This window comes from Pseudomonas sp. K8 (assembly GCF_014889455.1).
GTDB lineage: Bacteria > Pseudomonadota > Gammaproteobacteria > Pseudomonadales > Pseudomonadaceae > Aquipseudomonas > Aquipseudomonas veronii.
The window spans coordinates 18,414-35,174 of record NZ_VJWO01000022.1 but is presented as its reverse complement, the minus strand read 5'-3'; the positions used below and the strand labels follow the sequence as shown (position 1 = coordinate 35,174).

The 16,761-nt window shown below is 62.1% G+C and carries 14 protein-coding genes and 1 pseudogene; 11 read left to right on the top strand and 4 right to left on the bottom strand.

Going from position 1 to position 16,761, the window contains the following annotated elements; translation table 11 throughout:
- The first annotated feature begins 53 nt into the window (after nucleotides 1–53).
- Nucleotides 54–695: a ribonuclease T2 family protein gene (locus INT12_RS16470; protein ID WP_017846538.1), complete on the top strand. Its 642-nt coding sequence runs from the start codon at nucleotides 54–56 to the stop codon at nucleotides 693–695.
- Here INT12_RS16470 and INT12_RS16465 read toward each other — a convergent pair.
- Nucleotides 686–1,555, bottom strand: a complete 870-nt coding sequence (locus INT12_RS16465; protein ID WP_193040007.1) for an AraC family transcriptional regulator — start codon at nucleotides 1,553–1,555, stop codon at nucleotides 686–688. The two genes, INT12_RS16470 and INT12_RS16465, sit on opposite strands and share 10 nt — an antisense overlap.
- Nucleotides 1,556–1,664: 109 nt before the next feature.
- Between INT12_RS16465 and INT12_RS16460 the strand changes: the two genes are divergently transcribed.
- A complete protein-coding gene (locus tag INT12_RS16460; RefSeq protein ID WP_046383689.1) occupies nucleotides 1,665–2,075 on the top strand; it encodes a hypothetical protein in 411 nt (136 codons plus the stop codon).
- A gap of 98 nt (nucleotides 2,076–2,173) precedes the next feature.
- Nucleotides 2,174–3,082, top strand: a pseudogene (gene glsB / locus INT12_RS16455) (glutaminase B).
- 153 nt (nucleotides 3,083–3,235) lie between these two features.
- Here the strand turns inward: glsB and INT12_RS16450 are convergent.
- Nucleotides 3,236–4,480, bottom strand: a complete 1,245-nt coding sequence (locus tag INT12_RS16450; RefSeq protein ID WP_017846534.1) for a saccharopine dehydrogenase family protein — start codon at nucleotides 4,478–4,480, stop codon at nucleotides 3,236–3,238.
- A gap of 28 nt (nucleotides 4,481–4,508) precedes the next feature.
- Nucleotides 4,509–5,606, bottom strand: coding sequence for a carboxynorspermidine decarboxylase (locus INT12_RS16445; protein WP_017846533.1), 1,098 nt, complete (start codon nucleotides 5,604–5,606; stop codon nucleotides 4,509–4,511).
- Nucleotides 5,607–5,961: 355 nt separating this feature from the next.
- Here INT12_RS16445 and INT12_RS16440 point away from each other — a divergent pair, with 355 nt between their 5' ends.
- The 8 genes from INT12_RS16440 (at nucleotide 5,962) to metE (ending at nucleotide 15,442) form a co-directional block, all read left to right on the top strand.
- Entirely contained in the window at nucleotides 5,962–6,981 is a 1,020-nt protein-coding gene (locus INT12_RS16440; RefSeq protein WP_046484528.1) for a LacI family DNA-binding transcriptional regulator, read from the top strand.
- The gene (locus INT12_RS16435; protein ID WP_046484480.1) at nucleotides 6,965–7,969 is read left to right on the top strand and encodes an ABC transporter substrate-binding protein; all 1,005 of its coding nucleotides are present in this window, start codon (nucleotides 6,965–6,967) and stop codon (nucleotides 7,967–7,969) included. Before INT12_RS16440 ends, INT12_RS16435 begins: the two co-directional genes overlap by 17 nt.
- Nucleotides 7,970–8,788, top strand: a complete 819-nt coding sequence (locus tag INT12_RS16430) for an ABC transporter permease (RefSeq protein WP_193040006.1) — start codon at nucleotides 7,970–7,972, stop codon at nucleotides 8,786–8,788.
- Nucleotides 8,785–9,579 carry an ABC transporter permease gene (locus INT12_RS16425; protein WP_017846529.1) on the top strand — a complete coding sequence of 265 codons (795 nt, stop codon included), beginning with the start codon at nucleotides 8,785–8,787 and terminating at the stop codon, nucleotides 9,577–9,579. The genes INT12_RS16430 and INT12_RS16425 overlap by 4 nt, the downstream gene beginning before the upstream one ends.
- Nucleotides 9,576–10,607, top strand: coding sequence for an ABC transporter ATP-binding protein (locus tag INT12_RS16420; protein WP_193040005.1), 1,032 nt, complete (start codon nucleotides 9,576–9,578; stop codon nucleotides 10,605–10,607). Before INT12_RS16425 ends, INT12_RS16420 begins: the two co-directional genes overlap by 4 nt.
- Before the next feature lie 10 nt (nucleotides 10,608–10,617).
- The gene (locus INT12_RS16415; protein ID WP_017846527.1) at nucleotides 10,618–11,451 is read left to right on the top strand and encodes a phosphodiesterase; all 834 of its coding nucleotides are present in this window, start codon (nucleotides 10,618–10,620) and stop codon (nucleotides 11,449–11,451) included.
- A gap of 138 nt (nucleotides 11,452–11,589) precedes the next feature.
- On the top strand, nucleotides 11,590–12,909 hold the full coding sequence (locus INT12_RS16410; RefSeq protein WP_046383684.1) for an OprD family porin: 1,320 nt from the start codon (nucleotides 11,590–11,592) through the stop codon (nucleotides 12,907–12,909).
- Between the two features lie 244 nt (nucleotides 12,910–13,153).
- Nucleotides 13,154–15,442, top strand: a complete 2,289-nt coding sequence (gene metE, locus INT12_RS16405) for a 5-methyltetrahydropteroyltriglutamate--homocysteine S-methyltransferase (protein ID WP_193040004.1) — start codon at nucleotides 13,154–13,156, stop codon at nucleotides 15,440–15,442.
- Nucleotides 15,443–15,500: 58 nt separating this feature from the next.
- Here the strand turns inward: metE and INT12_RS16400 are convergent, their stop codons facing one another.
- On the bottom strand, nucleotides 15,501–16,655 hold the full coding sequence (locus tag INT12_RS16400; RefSeq protein ID WP_193040003.1) for a DUF1624 domain-containing protein: 1,155 nt from the start codon (nucleotides 16,653–16,655) through the stop codon (nucleotides 15,501–15,503).
- Nucleotides 16,656–16,761 lie beyond the last annotated feature (106 nt).

Sequence of the window (16,761 nt, the reverse complement as noted above, 5' to 3'; positions counted from 1 at the left end):
GGACCCTGGCCTGCACTCACAATGCGGGCTTATTTTTTTCAAGGAACAGACGGATGAAATACAAGGCAGCCTGGCTGGCCGTGGGGTGGGTACTGGCAAGCATGGCGACGCAGGCGGCGCCACGTGAGCAACGGCCGGCGGGGGACTTTGATTTTTATGTGCTGTCGCTGTCGTGGTCGCCAACGTTCTGCCTGGCGCACCCGAACAACGAGCAATGCAGCGGCAAAGGCTACGGGTTTGTATTGCATGGGCTATGGCCGCAATACGCACGGGGTGGCTGGCCGGCGTCGTGCGATACGCAGTCGCGGCTGTCGGCGGATGAGCTGGCCAAAGGCGCGTTGATATTCCCGACGCAGGCACTGCTCAAGCATGAATGGTCCAAACATGGCACCTGCAGCGGCCTGGAAGCCACGCGTTACCTGCAGGCCACCGATGCGGCCTTGGCCACGGTGCAGATCCCACAGCAATTGCAGCCATTCAACGTGCCGGGTCACTTGGAGGCACGGGAGATCGAGGCGCTCTTTCGCGAGAGTAACCCGGCCATGGGCAACCATGGCGTGGCGGTGATCTGCAAGGGCAAGGTGCTGTCCGAAGTGCGCGTGTGCCTGAGCAAGGAACTGCGTTTTGCCGGCTGCCCCAAGAGTGTGAAAACCCAGTGCCGAGACGGTGATATCCGCATTCCGGTTCAGCGCTGATCGAGCGCCTGGAGCGAGTGCAATGCGATGGCCGCCGGGGCCTCGGTTGACGTCGACACCCCGACGCGGCCCGCCAGGTAACGCGCTGGCGGCTGGCCCACGGCCTTGCGGAACATGGTGATAAAACCGCTGGCATTTTCATAGCCCAAGTCCAGGGCGACGCGCTGCACACTTTCGCCCCTGGCCAGTCGTTGCAACGACAGGATCACATGCAACTGCCGACGCCAGCGGCCGAAGCTCAGGCCGGACTCCTCCAGCAACAAGCGCGTCATGCTGCGCTCGCTCATGCCGATGCGCGCCGCCCATTGGCCGAGCGTGGCCTTGTCGCCGGGGTTGGCCAGCAGGCTGTCGGCCAGGCGACGCAGCCTCGGGTCCTGGGGCATCGGCAGGTGCAGGCCTTCGATGGGCGCCTGGGCCAGCTCGTCCAAAAGCGTGTCGATCAAACGCCCCTGCGCACTGTTCACGTCGTACAACTGCGGGAAGCTCACCGCCTTGCTGATCAACTCATGCAACAGGCCGGATACCGACAGGGTGCAGCATTGCGAGGGCAGGGCGCCGGCAGCGTCCGGGTCGATCAGCAGGCAATACACCTCCGCTTCGCCGGCGCCACGCGCGGCGTGGGGCATGCCGCCGGGAATCCACAGCGCACACTGGCGCGGCACAATCCAGATGCCGGCCTCGATTTCGCAATGAATCACCCCACGCAGCGTGTACATCAACTGGCCTTTGCGGTGGGTGTGCTGAACGTGCTCCCAACGCTCGGACGTACTGGTCGCGCTCACGGCCACCACCGCACGCGGGACCAGATCGGCATCCTTGGCTAACGACGGATCATGCAGGTCCAGGCGATGGCGTTTCATGGTGAGCTCGCAGCTTGGCTGAATTGCGAAACATTCTGGCTATTCTGTGCAATGCCGTCCAGCTTCGCCAGCCTTATAGTGAGACTCTCTCTCATTAAGGAACTCTGCCATGCGACTCGACAGTTCAGCATTTCCCGTGGTGAAGATCATTTTTGATGCGCCGAATGAAGGCGGGTCGCAGGACAGCTTCGTGATGTTCGAAGGCCTGCTGGCACGTCAGCAATCTTTTGTGTTGCTGTATGAAAAAGCCTTGGACGAACTGAATCACGCGCATTCCTACGAAGAGCGCGAGCACGCCTCGCACTGGATGAAGACACACCGGCAGGCCCTGCGTGCGTATGTCAAAGGCATGATCCAGGTGGAGCCCTGCGCGGCCAAGCGCCGGGCACTCAAGCCGTTCGCCGCGACGTTTGGCAATGCCTGGGGTTATCCGCTGCTGATGGTGGCGTCCAATGATCAGGCGTGGGCGCTGGCGCGGGATGTGCTGGATGAGCAGGTGTCGGATGTAACGTATTTCTAAGCCATGCACCGCCTCCCGCCAGTGGGACTGCCGAGCGCATTGAAGTATCCTCCGCGCCCCGCTTACCACTGATTCAAAGAACGATGACAGGACAAGACATGCAGGCGCTGTTGGAGTCGATTCTCGACGAAGTTCGTCCACTGATCGGCCTCGGCAACGTCGCCGACTACATTCCCGCGCTGGCCGACGTACCCGCCGATCAACTGGGGATCGCCGTGTACGGCAACGACGGCGCAGCCTACTGCGCCGGGGATGCCGATACCCTGTTCTCGGTGCAGAGTATTTCCAAGGTGTTCAGCCTGGTGCAAGCCATCGACCACGGCGGCGAAACCATCTGGGAGCGCCTCGGCCACGAGCCCTCGGGGCAACCGTTCAACTCCCTGGTGCAGCTGGAATTCGAACGCGGCCGCCCGCGCAACCCCTTTATCAATGCCGGCGCACTGGTGATCTGCGATATCAACCAGTCACGCTTTGCCGTGCCGATTCTGTCGATGCGCGACTTTGTGCGGCGCCTGTCGGGCAACCCGCAGATCCTGGTCAACAGCGTCGTCGCCGAATCGGAAGCGCAACACGGCGCGCGCAACGCGGCCATGGCCTACCTGATGAAATCGTTCGGCAACTTCCATAACGACGTCGACGCGGTGCTCCACAGCTACTTCAACTACTGCGCGTTGCAGATGAGCTGCCTGGACCTGGCCAGGGCGTTCAGTTTCCTGGCCAACGAGGGGGTGAGCGCCCACAGCGGCGAGCAGATCCTGACTGCGCGCCAGACCAAGCAGGTCAACTCGATCATGGCCACCAGCGGGCTGTATGACGAGGCGGGGAACTTCGCCTATCGCGTGGGTTTGCCGGGCAAGAGCGGGGTCGGCGGCGGTATTGTCGCGGTGGTACCGGGGCAGTTCACGGTGTGAGTGTGGTCGCCGGAGTTGAACGCGGCGGGGAATTCGCTGGCGGGGATCAAGGCCTTGGAATTGTTGAGTGAGCGGATTGGGTGGTCGGTGTTTTGAGGCCGCTCCCGTGTGTGCAGGAAGCATCACGAATCCAAATGTGGGAGGGGGCTTGCCCCCGATTACAGTGTGTCAGTCAATACAGCTGTGACTGATCTACCGCTATCGGGGGCAAGCCCCCTCCCACATTTTGGTTCGGTCTGCTATCGCCTATCAGGCAATCGCATCCCAGGCCCGATCGCCGTGCTCGTCTTTGATCCGAGTCGGCAGGCCCATCACGTCCAGCGCTTTCAGGAACGGCTCAGCCGGCAGTTCCTCGACGTTGGCCATGCGCTTCACATCCCACTCACCACGCGCTACCAGTAGCGCAGCGGCGACCGGCGGCACGCCGGCGGTGTAGGAGATGCCCTGGCTGTCGGTCTCGGCGTAGGCTTCTTCATGATCGGCCACGTTGTAGATGAACACCTCGCGCGGCTGGCCGTCCTTGGTGCCTTTGACCAGGTCGCCGATGCAGGTCTTGCCGGTGTAGCCGGGGGCGAGCGAAGACGGGTCGGGCAGCACGGCCTTGACCACTTTCAACGGCACCACTTGCAGGCCTTCGGCGGTGGTGACCGGCTTTTCGGAGAGCAGGCCGAGGCTGTTCAGCACGGTGAACACGTTGATGTAATGCTCGCCGAAGCTCATCCAGAAACGCACGTTGGGCACGTCGAGGTTTTTCGACAGCGAGTGAACTTCATCGTGGCCGGTCAGGTACAGGTTCTGCGAACCGACCACAGGCAGGTCGTCGGTGCGTTTGACTTCGAACATGGTGTTGCTGGTCCACTGGCTGTTCTGCCAGCTCCACACCTGTCCGGTGAATTCGCGGAAGTTGATTTCCGGGTCGAAATTGGTGGCGAAGTATTTGCCATGGGAGCCGGCATTGACGTCGAGAATGTCGATCGAATCAATGCGGTCGAAATGCTGTTGCTGCGCCAGCGCGGCATACGCGTTGACGACACCCGGGTCGAAGCCCACGCCAAGGATGGCGGTGATGTTCTTCTGTTTGCACTCTTCCAGGTGGTTCCATTCGTAGTTGCCGTACCACGGCGGGGTCTCGCAGATCTTGCCCGGCTCTTCGTGGATGGCGGTGTCGAGGTAAGCCACGCCGGTATCGATGCAGGCACGCAGCACCGACATGTTGAGGAAGGCGGAGCCGACGTTGATGACGATCTGCGATTGTGTCTCGCGGATCAGGGCCTTGGTCGCTTCCACGTCCAGGGCGTTCAGCGCGAAGGCTTGGATGTCGGCGGGTACTTTGAGGCTACCCTTGGCCTTGACGCTGTCGATGATGGCCTGGCATTTGGAGATGTTGCGCGACGCAATAGCAATACGACCGAGTTCGTCGTTGTGCTGCGCACACTTGTGGGCCACCACCTTGGCGACACCTCCTGCACCAATGATAAGAACGTTCTTTTTCAATTGCTTTATCTCTCCTTTATCCGCCAGCTTACGAAAGGCTGGACAGGTAGTCGTCGTAACCAAATTCACGAACCACCTCGACTGTACCGTCGAGTTGTTTCACTACGATGGACGGCATTTTCAGGCCGTTGAACCAGTTTTTCTTGACCATGGTGTAGCCCGCGGTGTCGATGAACGACAGCCGATCGCCGATGGCCAACGGACGATCAAATTGATACTCGCCGAAAATGTCCCCGGCCAGGCAGGATTTGCCGCACACCATGTAGGTGTGTTCACCCGTGCTCGGCGCCAGCTTGGCATTGAGGCGGTAGATCAGCAGGTCCAGCAGGTGGGCTTCGATGGAACTGTCGACCACGGCCAGGTGTTTGCCGTTGTACAGCGTGTCGAGCACGGTGACTTCCAGCGAGGCGCTGTTGGTGATCGCCGCTTCGCCGGGTTCCAGGTACACCTGCACGCCGTACTTCTCGGAGAACGCCTTCAAGCGCGCACAGAATGCGTCCACGGCATAGTCTTCACCGGTGAAATGGATGCCGCCGCCGAGGCTGACCCACTCGACCTTGTGCAGCAGCGCGCCGAAGCGTTCTTCGATGGTGCCGAGCATCTTGTCGAACAGGCTGAAGTCGTCGTTTTCGCAGTTGTTGTGGAACATGAAGCCGGAGATCTGCTCGATCACGCCTTCGATCTTCACCGGGTCCCATTCGCCCAGGCGGCTGAACGGACGCGCCGGGTCGGCCAGCAGGTAATCCGAACTGCTCACCTGCGGGTTGACGCGCAGGCCGCGGGTCTTGCCTTCGCTACGTTCGGCAAAACGCTGCAGTTGGCTGATGGAGTTGAAGATGATCTTGTCGCAGTTTTCCAGCATCTCTTCGATTTCATCGTCGGCCCAGGCCACGCTGTAGGCGTGCGCCTCGCCTTGGAATTTCTGGCGACCGAGCTTCAATTCATACAACGACGACGACGTGGTGCCGTCCATGTATTGCTGCATCAGGTCAAACACCGACCAGGTGGCAAAGCACTTGAGCGCCAGCAACGCTTTGGCGCCGGACTGTTCGCGCACGTAAGCAATCTTCTGCATGTTGACCAGAAGTTTCTGTTTATCGATGAGGTAGTACGGCGTTTTGATCATTTTTGAGAGCCTGCGGCGGTGCCTGCCAAAAAAGGACACGCATTGTGCCCGCACTTGGAGCAGATCGAAAGGTTAGCGGGCGGATTTTGCGCGCCGGGTTTCCAAGCATAGCCCCGGAATATGACTCTCCAACGGCATGCCTCGACCCAATGTGGGAGGGGGCTTGCCCCCGATAGCGTTGTGTCAGACGCCCGATAGGCCAGCTGATCCACCGCCATCGGGGGCAAGCCCCCTCCCACATTCGGATCGCGGTGTGTCCAGGGCGCTGACATCAAACCGTCATCTGTCCACCACGTTCCTGCCACATTGCGTCGCTAATGTCCTCGCCAATGAGATCGATCTCAAGCGAGTGACCATGACTGATTTGAAAGACGTTGCACGGCTGGCCGGGGTCTCCCGTGCGACCGCTGCCCGCACCTTTGCCTCTCCCGACCAAGTACGCCCGGCGACCCGCGAACAGGTGTTCGCCGCTGCCCGCGAGCTGGGTTTTCGGCCTAACTTGCTCGGCCGCCAACTGCGCCTGCAAACCACCAACCTGATCGGCGTGGTGGTGCCCAACCTGCTCAACCCGGTCTTCGCCGAGCAATTGCAGGCCATGGAGCGGGCGGCCCGTTTGCGCGGCTATAGCCTGTTGCTGGCAACCACCGACTACAACAGCGAGCGCGAAAGCATTGTGGTGGAAGAGTTGCTGCGCCAGCGCGTCGACGGCCTGGTGCTGACGGTGACGGATGCCGAAAGCAACAGCGTGCTGCACAGCCTGGCCACCGAGCAGACGCCGTTCGTGCTCGCCTACCACCAACCGAGCAACCCCGACTACAGCGCCGTGTCCGTCGACAACCGCGCCGGTATGGCCCTGGCGACGCGCTATTTGCTCGAAGCGGGGCACCGGCGCATCGGCATGGTCGCCGGCCCCGCGTTGCAGTCCGACCGCGCACGTCTGCGTTACGCCGGTTATTGCGATGGGATGAAAGAGCATGGCCTCCAACCCCGCCCGGTGATCGAAATGCCGGCCCACACCCAGGCCGAGTTCGCCGCCATTGCACCGTTTCTCAACGGCCCTGATGCACCGACCGCGCTGGTGTGTTCCAACGACTTCCTGGCGATCAGCCTGATCGCCGAGCTGCGCCGCAACGCCTGGAACGTACCCGAGCAACTGTCAGTGATGGGCTTCGACGGCATCGCCCTCGGCACCCAGATGCACCCGACGCTGTGCAGCGTGGTGCAGCCCATCGCCTTGCTCGCCAGCACCGTGATTGACCAGTTGCTGGCGCAGATCGCCGGCAACGCCCCGATTTCCCATTGCCTGCCTTGCCATATCCGGCCGGGTGAAAGCACTCAACCCCATGAGGAGACCCTTGATGCGCGTATTCAGTAAAACCCTGGCCGCCGTGCTGCTGTGCGGCATGGCCAGCCTGGCCCAGGCCGCCGACACGGCGATTTGCTACAACTGCCCGCCGGACTGGGCCGACTGGGGCACCCAGCTCAAGGCCATCGCCGCCAGCACTGGCGTGCAGGTGCCGCTGGACAACAAGAACTCCGGCCAGTCCCTGGCGCAGTTGGTGGCGGAGAAAGCCGCTCCGGTGGCCGACGTGGTGTATTACGGCGTGACCTTCGGCCTGCAGGCGCAAAAGGCCGAGGTGGTCGATGGCTACAAACCCAAAGGCTGGGAGCAGATTCCTGCCGGCTTGAAAGACCCGACCGGCCACTGGTTCGCGATCCACTCCGGCACCTTGGGCATCATGGTCAACGTCGATGCGCTGGGTGGCTTGCCGGTGCCGCAAAGCTGGGCCGACCTGCTCAAGCCTGAATACAAAGGCATGGTCGGCTACCTCGACCCGTCCAGCGCTTTCGTCGGCTACGTGTCGGCGGTGGCAATCAACCGCGCCCTGGGCGGCGACCTGGACAACTTCGCCCCGGCCATCGACTACTTCCAGAAACTGGCGAAAAACGCTCCCATCGTGCCCAAGCAAACCGCCTATGCGCGGGTGTTGTCCGGTGAGTTGCCGATCCTGGTGGACTACGACTTCAACGCCTACCGCGCACGCTACAAAGACAACGCCAACGTCGCGTTCGTGATTCCCCAGGAAGGCAGCATCAGCGTGCCCTACGTGATGAGCCTGGTGGCCAACGCACCGCACCGCGCCAATGGCGAAAAAGTGCTGGATTTCGTGCTGTCCGATGCCGGCCAGGCGCTGTGGGCGAAGGCTTACCTGCGCCCGATACGCCCGGTGCAGATGCCGACCGAAGTCGCCGCGCAGTTCCTGCCCGACAGCGATTACGCCCGCGCCGGCGTGGTGGACTACCAGAAAATGGCCGCCGTGCAGGAAGCCTTTGCCGCTCGTTACCTGAACGAGGTCAAGTAAGTGGCCGCATCGGCAAGACATACCGCCTGGGCCCTGGCCCCGGCCTTTGCGGTGCTGCTCGCGTTCTGGCTGTTGCCGCTGGCGCACCTGATGGTGCTCGGCGCCGAGAGCCGCGACAGCAACGGCAGCGGTTACTGGCAGGTCCTCAGCAGCGCGCAGTATCTAGGCAGCCTGGCGCAAACCTGTGCGCTTGCGGTGTTCATCACACTCGTGGCGTTACTGATCGGCGGCATCAGCGGTGTATTCCTGGCGCGCCAGCAGTTTTTCGGGCGTTCGGCGCTGGTTGCGTTGCTGACGTTTCCGTTGGCATTCCCGGGTGTCGTGGTGGGCTTTTTGGTGATCCTGTTGGCCGGGCGCCAGGGTCTGCTGGCGTCCCTGGGCCTGCAGTTGGCCGGTGAGCGCTGGATCTTCGCTTACTCGCTGGCCGGGTTGTTTATCGGCTATCTGTACTTCTCGATCCCGCGGGTGATCCTCACGGTGATGGCCGCCTGCGAAAGCCTCGATCGCAGCCTGGAAGAAGCCGCGCACTCGTTGGGCGCAGGGCATTGGCGCGTGGTGTGCGATGTGATCGTGCCGGGCCTGGCGCCGGCGTTGGCGTCCTGCGGGGCGATCTGCTTTGCCACGTCCATGGGCGCCTTCGGTACAGCGTTCACCTTGGGCACGCGGCTGAACGTGACCCCGGTGGCGATCTACAACGTGTTCACCAACTACGCCAACTTTGCCGTCGCCGCGGCGCTTTCCGTGGTGTTGGGCGCGCTGACCTGGGCAGTGTTGCTGCTCACCCGGCGCTGGGTGAAAAACGCGGGGACTGTCCTGTGAAGCGCTCATCGCTGTTCGTGATGCAACTGCTATTTACCCTGCTGGTGTGCGCCTTCATGTTGGTGCCGGTGTTGATGTCGTTGCTGGCCGGGCTCACGCGCAATTTCTTTGTGGGTCTGTCCAGTGGCCTGACCTTCGATTGGTTGATTCAGGTCTGGCAGGCCTATTCGCCGACGGTGTGGTTGTCGCTGCAACTGGCCCTGGCCTGCGCGGTGTGCGTCTGCGTGATCGGCGTGCCGGCGGCCTACGCCCTGGTGTGCATGAACAATCGCTTCAGTCGCGCCTTCGAGGAACTGATGGTGCTGCCGGTGGCGATGCCGGGGCTGGCCAGCGCGTTGGCCTTACTCTTGACCTACGGCCAGTTCGGCGCGTTTCGCAGCAGTTGGCTGTTCATTTTGGTCGGCCATGTGCTGTTCACCTTGCCGTTCCTGGTGCGCCCGGTGATGGCGGTGATGCAACGCCAGCAACTGCCGGTGCTGGAGGAGGCGGCGGCGAGCCTGGGGGCAGGTCCCATCAAGCGCTTTTTCAGCGTGGTGGTGCCCAACTGCCGGGCAGGCATTCTCGCGGGTGTGCTGATGGTGGTCACCTTGTCGCTGGGTGAATTCAACCTGACCTGGATGCTGCATACGCCCATGACCAAGACCCTGCCGGTGGGCCTGGCCGACAGCTACGCCTCGGCGCGCCTGGAAATCGCCAGCGCCTACACCCTTATCTTTTTGCTGATGATCGTGCCGCTGCTGATTGCGTTGCAGGCCATCAGTGCTCGTTTGTCCCGTGGAGAGCGTCGATGACCGCTATCACTATCCGCCTGCAAGGTTGCCGCAAGGCGTTCGCCGACGGCACCGTCGCCGTGCATGACTTGGACCTGACCGTCGAAGGCGGCGAAACCCTGGCCATCCTCGGCCCGTCCGGTTGTGGCAAAACCACGACGTTGCGCTTGATCGCCGGCCTGGAACGCCCGGACGTGGGCCAGGTGCTCTTCGGCGACCAGGACGTCACGCGCCTGCCCATCGAGCGCCGCGATGTGGGCATGGTGTTCCAGAACTATGCGCTGTTTCCCAACCTGGATGTGGCCGGGAATATCGTCTATGGCCTGAAGATTCGCGGCGTGTCGCCAGCGGAGCGCAACAAGCGCTGCGAGGAACTGCTGGAACTGGTCGGTTTGCAACACCACGGCAAGCGCAGCATTCATGAACTGTCGGGTGGGCAACGCCAGCGCGTGGCCTTGGCCCGTGCGTTGGCGCCGCGCCCCAAGGTGCTGTTGCTGGACGAACCCCTGGCCGCCCTCGATGCGCAATTGCGTGAGCGCCTGCGCAGTGAGTTGAACCAACTGTTGCGCGGCCTCGGTATCACCTCGGTGTTTGTCACCCACGACCAGGGCGAAGCCATGGCCCTGGGGGATCGCATCCTGGTGATGGAACACGGCCGCGTCGCGCAACTGGCCAGCCCGCGGGACATCTACCAGAAACCGGCCAACGCCTTCGTCGCAGGCTTTGTCGGCAACCTGAATGCCTTCCAGGTCATTGAGCCGTCGCCCCATGGTTTGAAAGTCTGCGGCGGCGAATTGCCGTGGCATGCAGCGCAGTTGCCCGGCACCGTGTACTGCCGCCCCGAACACTTGCGGGTGATGGAACACGAAGGGCATCTGCACGGCCATCTGCTGGCGCAGTTTTTCCAGGGCGCGCAAAGCCGCCTGCTGGTGGATGTGGGCGGCCCGCAACCGTTGCTGGTCGACAGCAGCGACAACCAGCTGTACGCCGTCGGCGCGCCGATTGCCTTGGCCATCGCGCCGCACATGTTGTTCACCCTGAATGCGTGAGAGTTGCCTTGTGAACCGTCCGTTTCTTGTTGCGCAGATCAGCGATCTGCACCTTAAAGCCGGCCAGCGCCTGACTTACGGCGTGGTCGACACCTTGGGCGCGTTGCGCCGTGCCGTCGACCATCTGAACGCCAGCCACCCGCGTCCCGATATCGTGGTGATCAGCGGCGACCTGGTGGACTTCGGCCGCGCCGATGAATACGCCGTGCTGCACCCTGAACTGGCGCGCCTGCACATGCCTTGCTACCTGGTGCCCGGCAACCATGACACGCGCGGGCCGTTGCTGGATGCGTTCCGCGATCACACCTACTTGCCGAGTTCGGCGGCGGGCCCGTTGGATTGGGTGGTCGACGCCCACCCCCTGCGCCTGATCGGCCTCGATTCCACCATCCCCGGCGGCCATGGCGGCCAACTGCTGGACAGCCAGTTGCAGTGGCTCGACCAACAGTTGGCACTGCGTCCGCAAGTGCCGACCGTGCTGATCCTGCATCACCCGCCGTTTATCAGCGGCATCGGCCATATGGACCGCGAGCACTTTATCAATGCCGCCGCCCTCGAAACCGTCGTGGCGCGCCACCCGCAGGTGGAACGCTTGCTGTGCGGGCATTTGCACCGGTCGATGCAGCGGCGTTTCGGCGGCAGTTTGAGCTGTGTATGCCCTGGCACGTCCCATCAGATCGTGCTGGACCTGCAAGACGCCGCGCCGGCGCATTTCAACCTGGAACCGGCGGGTTACTTGTTGCATCGCTGGGATGCGCAACAGGGGTTGGTCAGCCACAACGGCGTATTCGGGGACTACCCGGGGCCATATCCGTTTTATGACGCTCATGGATTGATTGACTGAGGTTTTACGGAGGTTCACTTCACCCAACCAAGTAACTGATCGTTAGTTAACGCAACGGCCAACTCACGTGTGGCCGTGTGCTTCCTGCTGTCCATTTTTAGCGCCCGGAACTTGGATTCCGCGCCGGAGTTCGTCCTGATGAAAGCTACTTTGAATGTATTAAGCCTATTGACCGGCAGCCTGGGCATCGCCCTGAGCCCCCTGGCGTCGGCCGATTTCTTGAGCGACAGCAAAGCCAACTTGAGCATGCGCAACTTCTACTTCAACAACGACAACCGTGACGGCAGCGCCGCACCGTCGAAGACTGAAGAGTGGGGCCAGGCGTTCATACTCAATTACCAATCGGGCTTCACCGACGGCACCGTCGGCTTTGGTCTGGACGCGGTCGGCATGCTCGGCATGACCCTCGACAGCAGCGCCGGCCGCCATGTGGGCAGCTCGATGATCCCTACCGACGACGGCAAGGCCGTGGACAACTGGGCTCGCGGCGGCGCCACCGCCAAGGCACGCTTCGCCAAGACAGAAGCGCGCTACGGCTACCTGCGGCCGAACCTGCCGATCCTGGTGAGCAACGATGGCCGCCTGTTGCCGCAATCGTTCGAAGGCGGGCAGGTCACCAGCAAAGACATCGACAACCTGACCCTGATCGGCGGTCAGCTTCAACACACCACCGGGCGCGGCTCCAGCGACCGCAGCGGCCTGGCGGCGGCGGGCGGCACCCAGGAAAGCAATAAATTCACCTACGCCGGTGCCGACTACCAACTGACCAAGGACCTGATGGTCCAGTACTACTACGCCAACCTCGAAGACTATTACCAACAACACTTTGCCGGCTTGATTCATGTATTGCCGCTGGGCGACTACGGTTCGTTGAAAACCGACCTGCGTTACTTCAAGACCACCTCCGACGGCAAAAACAGCAGCGCCGCCGGGCGCGCCGAAGGCTACAAGTTCAGCGGCTATACCAAAAACGGCAGCGGTGAAATCGACAACAACACCTGGAGTGCGGCCTTCATCTACTCCCTGGGGTCTCACGCGATTACCGCCGGTTACCAGCAAGTGTCCGATGACAGCAACTTTGCCCAACTCAACCAGGGCGGCCTGGTGAACAAAGGGGAGGGCGGCTCCAGCCTGTATCTCTACACCGACCGGACGGTGCAAACCTTTATCCAGGCCGGCGAACGCACGGCCTTTGCGCAGTACGCCTATGACTTCGCGGCGTTGGGCGTGCCGGGCTTGAAGGCGTCGATGATGTATTTGAAAGGCGACCATATCCTCACCGCCAGCGGGAACAACGCCAGCGAGTGGGAACGGGATATCTCGTTGGATTATGTGGTGCAGAGCGGCACCTTCAAGAACGTCGGGTTCGGCTGGCGCAACGGTATGTCGCGCAGTGAGGTCGCGCGGGACCAGGATCAGAATCGGCTGTTCGTGAGCTATTCGATTCCATTGATGTAACAGCCTGTAGGAGCGAGCTTGCTCGCGAAGAACGCCAACGATCATGCGGGCTATCTGACGGTACGCGGCGCACTTGGGTTTTTCGCGAGCAAGCTCGCTCCTACAAGGGTCAGGTGTTCAGGCGACGTGAGCGCGGTATTAACATGAGTAGATTTTGTGATCATCAGGAATAAAATGAGTTTGTCTCACTATCGTCATCTGCCGACAATGGCTGCCATTACTACCTACAGTGGAGTTGTAAGTCATGGCAGTCGCTCATTCCCTCGGATTTCCGCGCATTGGACGCGATCGTGAACTGAAAAAAGCGCAGGAAGCGTTTTGGAAGGGCGAACTCGACGAAGCCGGCCTGCACGCTGTCGGCCGCGATTTACGCAAGGCGCATTGGGCCTTGCAAAAACAGGCTGGCATCGAGCTGTTGCCCGTCGGTGATTTTGCCTGGTACGACCAGGTACTCACCCATTCGCTGATGTTCGGTGTGATCCCTGAGCGTTTCCGCCCGGCCGATGGCAAAGCCACCTTGCAGACCTTGTTCGGCATGGCGCGTGGCGTCAGTGACAATTGCTGCGGCGGGGCGCACGCCCAGGAAATGACCAAATGGTTCGACACCAATTACCATTACCTGGTGCCTGAGTTCAGCGTCGACCAGCACTTCCACCTCGGCTGGGACCAGCTCTTCGACGAGGTCAAGGAGGCGCTTGACCTGGGGCACACCGTCAAACCCGTGGTGATCGGCCCGCTGACCTACCTGTGGCTGGGCAAGGCCAAGGGCGGTGATTTCGACAAACTCGAGCTGCTCGACCGCCTGCTGCCCCTGTACGGCCAGATCTTCCAGCGCTTGGCTGACCTGGGCGTGGAGTGGGTGCAGATCGACGAGCCGATTCTGGTACTCGACCTGCCGCAAGCCTGGAAAAACGCGTTCGAGCGTGCCTACAACCTGATCCAGCGTGACCCGCTGAAAAAGCTGGTCGCGACTTACTTCGGTGGCCTGGAAGAAAACCTCGGCCTGGCCGCCAACCTGCCGGTGGATGGCCTGCACATCGACCTGGTGCGCGCACCGGAGCAGTACCCGACCATTCTCGACCGCCTGCCGGCCTACAAGGTGTTGTCCCTTGGGGTCGTCAACGGGCGTAACGTCTGGCGTTGCGACCTGGACAATGCCCTGGCCACCTTGCGGCACGCCCATGAAAAATTGGGCGAGCGTCTGTGGGTGGCGCCGTCCTGCTCGTTGTTGCACAGCCCGGTCGACCTGGGCCGTGAAGACCAGCTCGATAACGAGTTGAAAAGCTGGCTGGCGTTCGCCGTCCAGAAGTGCGCCGAAGTGGCCGTGCTGGCCCAGGCCGTCGACCAGCCCGACGCGCCGAACGTGCTCGCCGCCCTCGCCGAAAGCCGCGCCGTACAGGCGGCCCGTGCCGCATCGCCGCGCATTCATAAACCGGCGGTGCAAGCCCGCGTGGCGGCAATCACCGCTCAGGACAGCCAGCGCCAGTCGCCGTTTGCCCAGCGCATCGAGACACAACGCGCCGGTCTCAAGTTGCCGCTGTTTCCGACCACCACCATCGGTTCGTTCCCACAAACCGCGTCGATCCGCCTGGCGCGTCAGTCCTACAAACAAGGCAAGTTGAGCGAAGCCGAATACGTCGAGGCGATGCACAGCGAGATTCGTCACGCCGTTGAGGTGCAGGAAAACCTCGGCCTGGACGTATTGGTGCATGGTGAAGCCGAGCGCAATGACATGGTCGAGTACTTCGCCGAGCAATTGGACGGCTACGCCTTCACCCGCTTCGGCTGGGTGCAGAGCTACGGTTCACGCTGTGTGAAACCGGCGGTGATTTTCGGCGACTTGAGCCGCCCGCAGGCGATGACCGTGGCGTGGATCCGCTACGCCCAAGGCCTCACCCGCAAGGTGATGAAAGGCATGCTGACCGGCCCGGTGACCATGCTGATGTGGTCCTTCCCGCGTGAAGACGTGAGCCGTGAAGTGCAGACGCGTCAACTCGCCCTGGCGATCCGTGACGAAGTGGTCGACCTGGAAGCCGCCGGCATCCAGATCGTGCAGATCGATGAAGCCGCGTTCCGTGAAGGCTTGCCGTTGCGCCAGGCGCAGTGGCAGCACTACCTGGACTGGGCCACCGAAGTGTTCCGCCTGTGCGCCTGCGGCGTGCGTGACGAAACCCAGATCCATACGCACATGTGCTACAGCGAGTTCAACGATGTGATCGAGTCCATCGCGGCGATGGATGCCGACGTGATCACCATCGAGACCTCACGCTCGGACATGGAACTGCTGGACGCGTTCGAAGCCTTCGCCTACCCGAACGACATCGGCCCGGGCGTCTATGACATCCACTCGCCGCGGGTGCCGGACGCCTCGGAAATGGCCAACCTGCTGCGCAAGGCCGCCAAACGCATTCCGGCAGAACGCTTGTGGGTGAACCCCGACTGCGGCTTGAAAACGCGCGGCTGGCCAGAGACGGAAGCGGCCCTGATCCATATGGTCGCGGCGGCCCGGCAACTGCGCGCCGAACTGGCGTAACACGGCCTGACAAGGTGGGAGGGCGCTTGCGCCCTTTCACCGCAGGCGCAGTGACAGGTCACAGGTATTTAAGCCACGCCACATCCCGCCGCCGCGCCTTCAGCCCGGCAAACCAGCGCACCGGCCAATACAGCGCCATCGGCAAGAGCAGCGCGACCAGCCATACCGCGCCGACACTGTCGAAGCCGAAGTAGGCGCCATGGTTGAGGCCCAACAGCGCCACGCACGCGACATAGAGCATCTTCAGCACATACAGGTGCAACAGATAAAAGAACATCGGGGCTGCGCCGAATACCGCGAGCACGCCGATCCAGCGCCGCTGCCCCACGCGTTCAAGCGCCAGCAGCAATAACAGGCCAATGCCCAGCGTCAACGCGAGGAACAGCAGCGACGGCGGATACTTGGTGACATTGAAAAAGCTCATCAACGTCAGCACGCCGCTGTCATACGCGTGCCACGGCTGCTCGCCATAGCCATTGGCCGCCCGCAACAACACGAATCCCAGCAATGCACCGAGCCCCGCCCGCAACAGGTAACGCTGGCGCAGGGCCGGCGCCATGGCCGTGGCAAACCATGGGCCCAGGCCGTAACCCAGCGCGATCACACCGATCCATGGCAACACCGGGTACGTGATGCGCAATCGCAGGTGATCGGACACCTCGATCCAACTACGCTCATGCAGGAGCGCCCACACAGTCTGCAGCGCTGTCCCTGGAGCGAAATGCAGTGGATCCAGCAGGTTATGCCCGGCCATGATCACCAGTGCCAAGCTGATCAGCAGCGGGCGCGGCAACCACAGCAGCGCGGCGAGGGCGATCATGCTCAGGCCAATCGCCCAGATCACCTGCAGGTAGATGACGCTGGGCGGCAGTTGGAAGGTCCAGGCAAAGTTGACCAGGCTGAACTCCAGCACGATCAAGAACAGCCCGCGCTTGAACAGAAAGGCCGACACATCGCCACGGCCCTGGTATTTTTGCCCGTACAACCAGGCGGACAGCCCGGTGAGCAACACAAACACCGGCGCACACAGGTGGGCGAGGGTACGGCTGATAAACAGCGCGGGCTCGGTGCTGTCGAGGCTCATCGGGTCGCTGACCTGACGGTGCAGCAGGAAGGTTTCGCGCACGTGGTCCAGCAGCATGAACAGGATCACCAGGCCGCGCAGGGCGTCGATGGAAAGCAGGCGTTGGCGCAGGGGAGCAGCGTCGGTCATGGGCGTGGATCACAAGGGCAGGATGGAAAACGAATGTTATCCTATAACGTATGCGCGCGCCGCTGCGCGAAGTCATCGAGAGCGAACAGGTTCGCGTCTGGCATCG

What these genes read in the sequence shown, in the direction of transcription:
- INT12_RS16470 (WP_017846538.1), top strand. Translation starts at nt 54, where the DNA reads ATGAAATACAAGGCAGCCTGGCTGGCCGTGGGGTGGGTACTGGCAAGC.
- INT12_RS16465 (WP_193040007.1), bottom strand. Translation starts at nt 1,555, where the DNA reads ATGAAACGCCATCGCCTGGACCTGCATGATCCGTCGTTAGCCAAGGAT.
- INT12_RS16460 (WP_046383689.1), top strand. Translation starts at nt 1,665, where the DNA reads ATGCGACTCGACAGTTCAGCATTTCCCGTGGTGAAGATCATTTTTGAT.
- INT12_RS16445 (WP_017846533.1), bottom strand. Translation starts at nt 5,606, where the DNA reads ATGATCAAAACGCCGTACTACCTCATCGATAAACAGAAACTTCTGGTC.
- INT12_RS16440 (WP_046484528.1), top strand. Translation starts at nt 5,962, where the DNA reads ATGACTGATTTGAAAGACGTTGCACGGCTGGCCGGGGTCTCCCGTGCG.
- INT12_RS16435 (WP_046484480.1), top strand. Translation starts at nt 6,965, where the DNA reads ATGCGCGTATTCAGTAAAACCCTGGCCGCCGTGCTGCTGTGCGGCATG.
- INT12_RS16420 (WP_193040005.1), top strand. Translation starts at nt 9,576, where the DNA reads ATGACCGCTATCACTATCCGCCTGCAAGGTTGCCGCAAGGCGTTCGCC.
- INT12_RS16410 (WP_046383684.1), top strand. Translation starts at nt 11,590, where the DNA reads ATGAAAGCTACTTTGAATGTATTAAGCCTATTGACCGGCAGCCTGGGC.
- metE (WP_193040004.1), top strand. Translation starts at nt 13,154, where the DNA reads ATGGCAGTCGCTCATTCCCTCGGATTTCCGCGCATTGGACGCGATCGT.
- INT12_RS16400 (WP_193040003.1), bottom strand. Translation starts at nt 16,655, where the DNA reads ATGACCGACGCTGCTCCCCTGCGCCAACGCCTGCTTTCCATCGACGCC.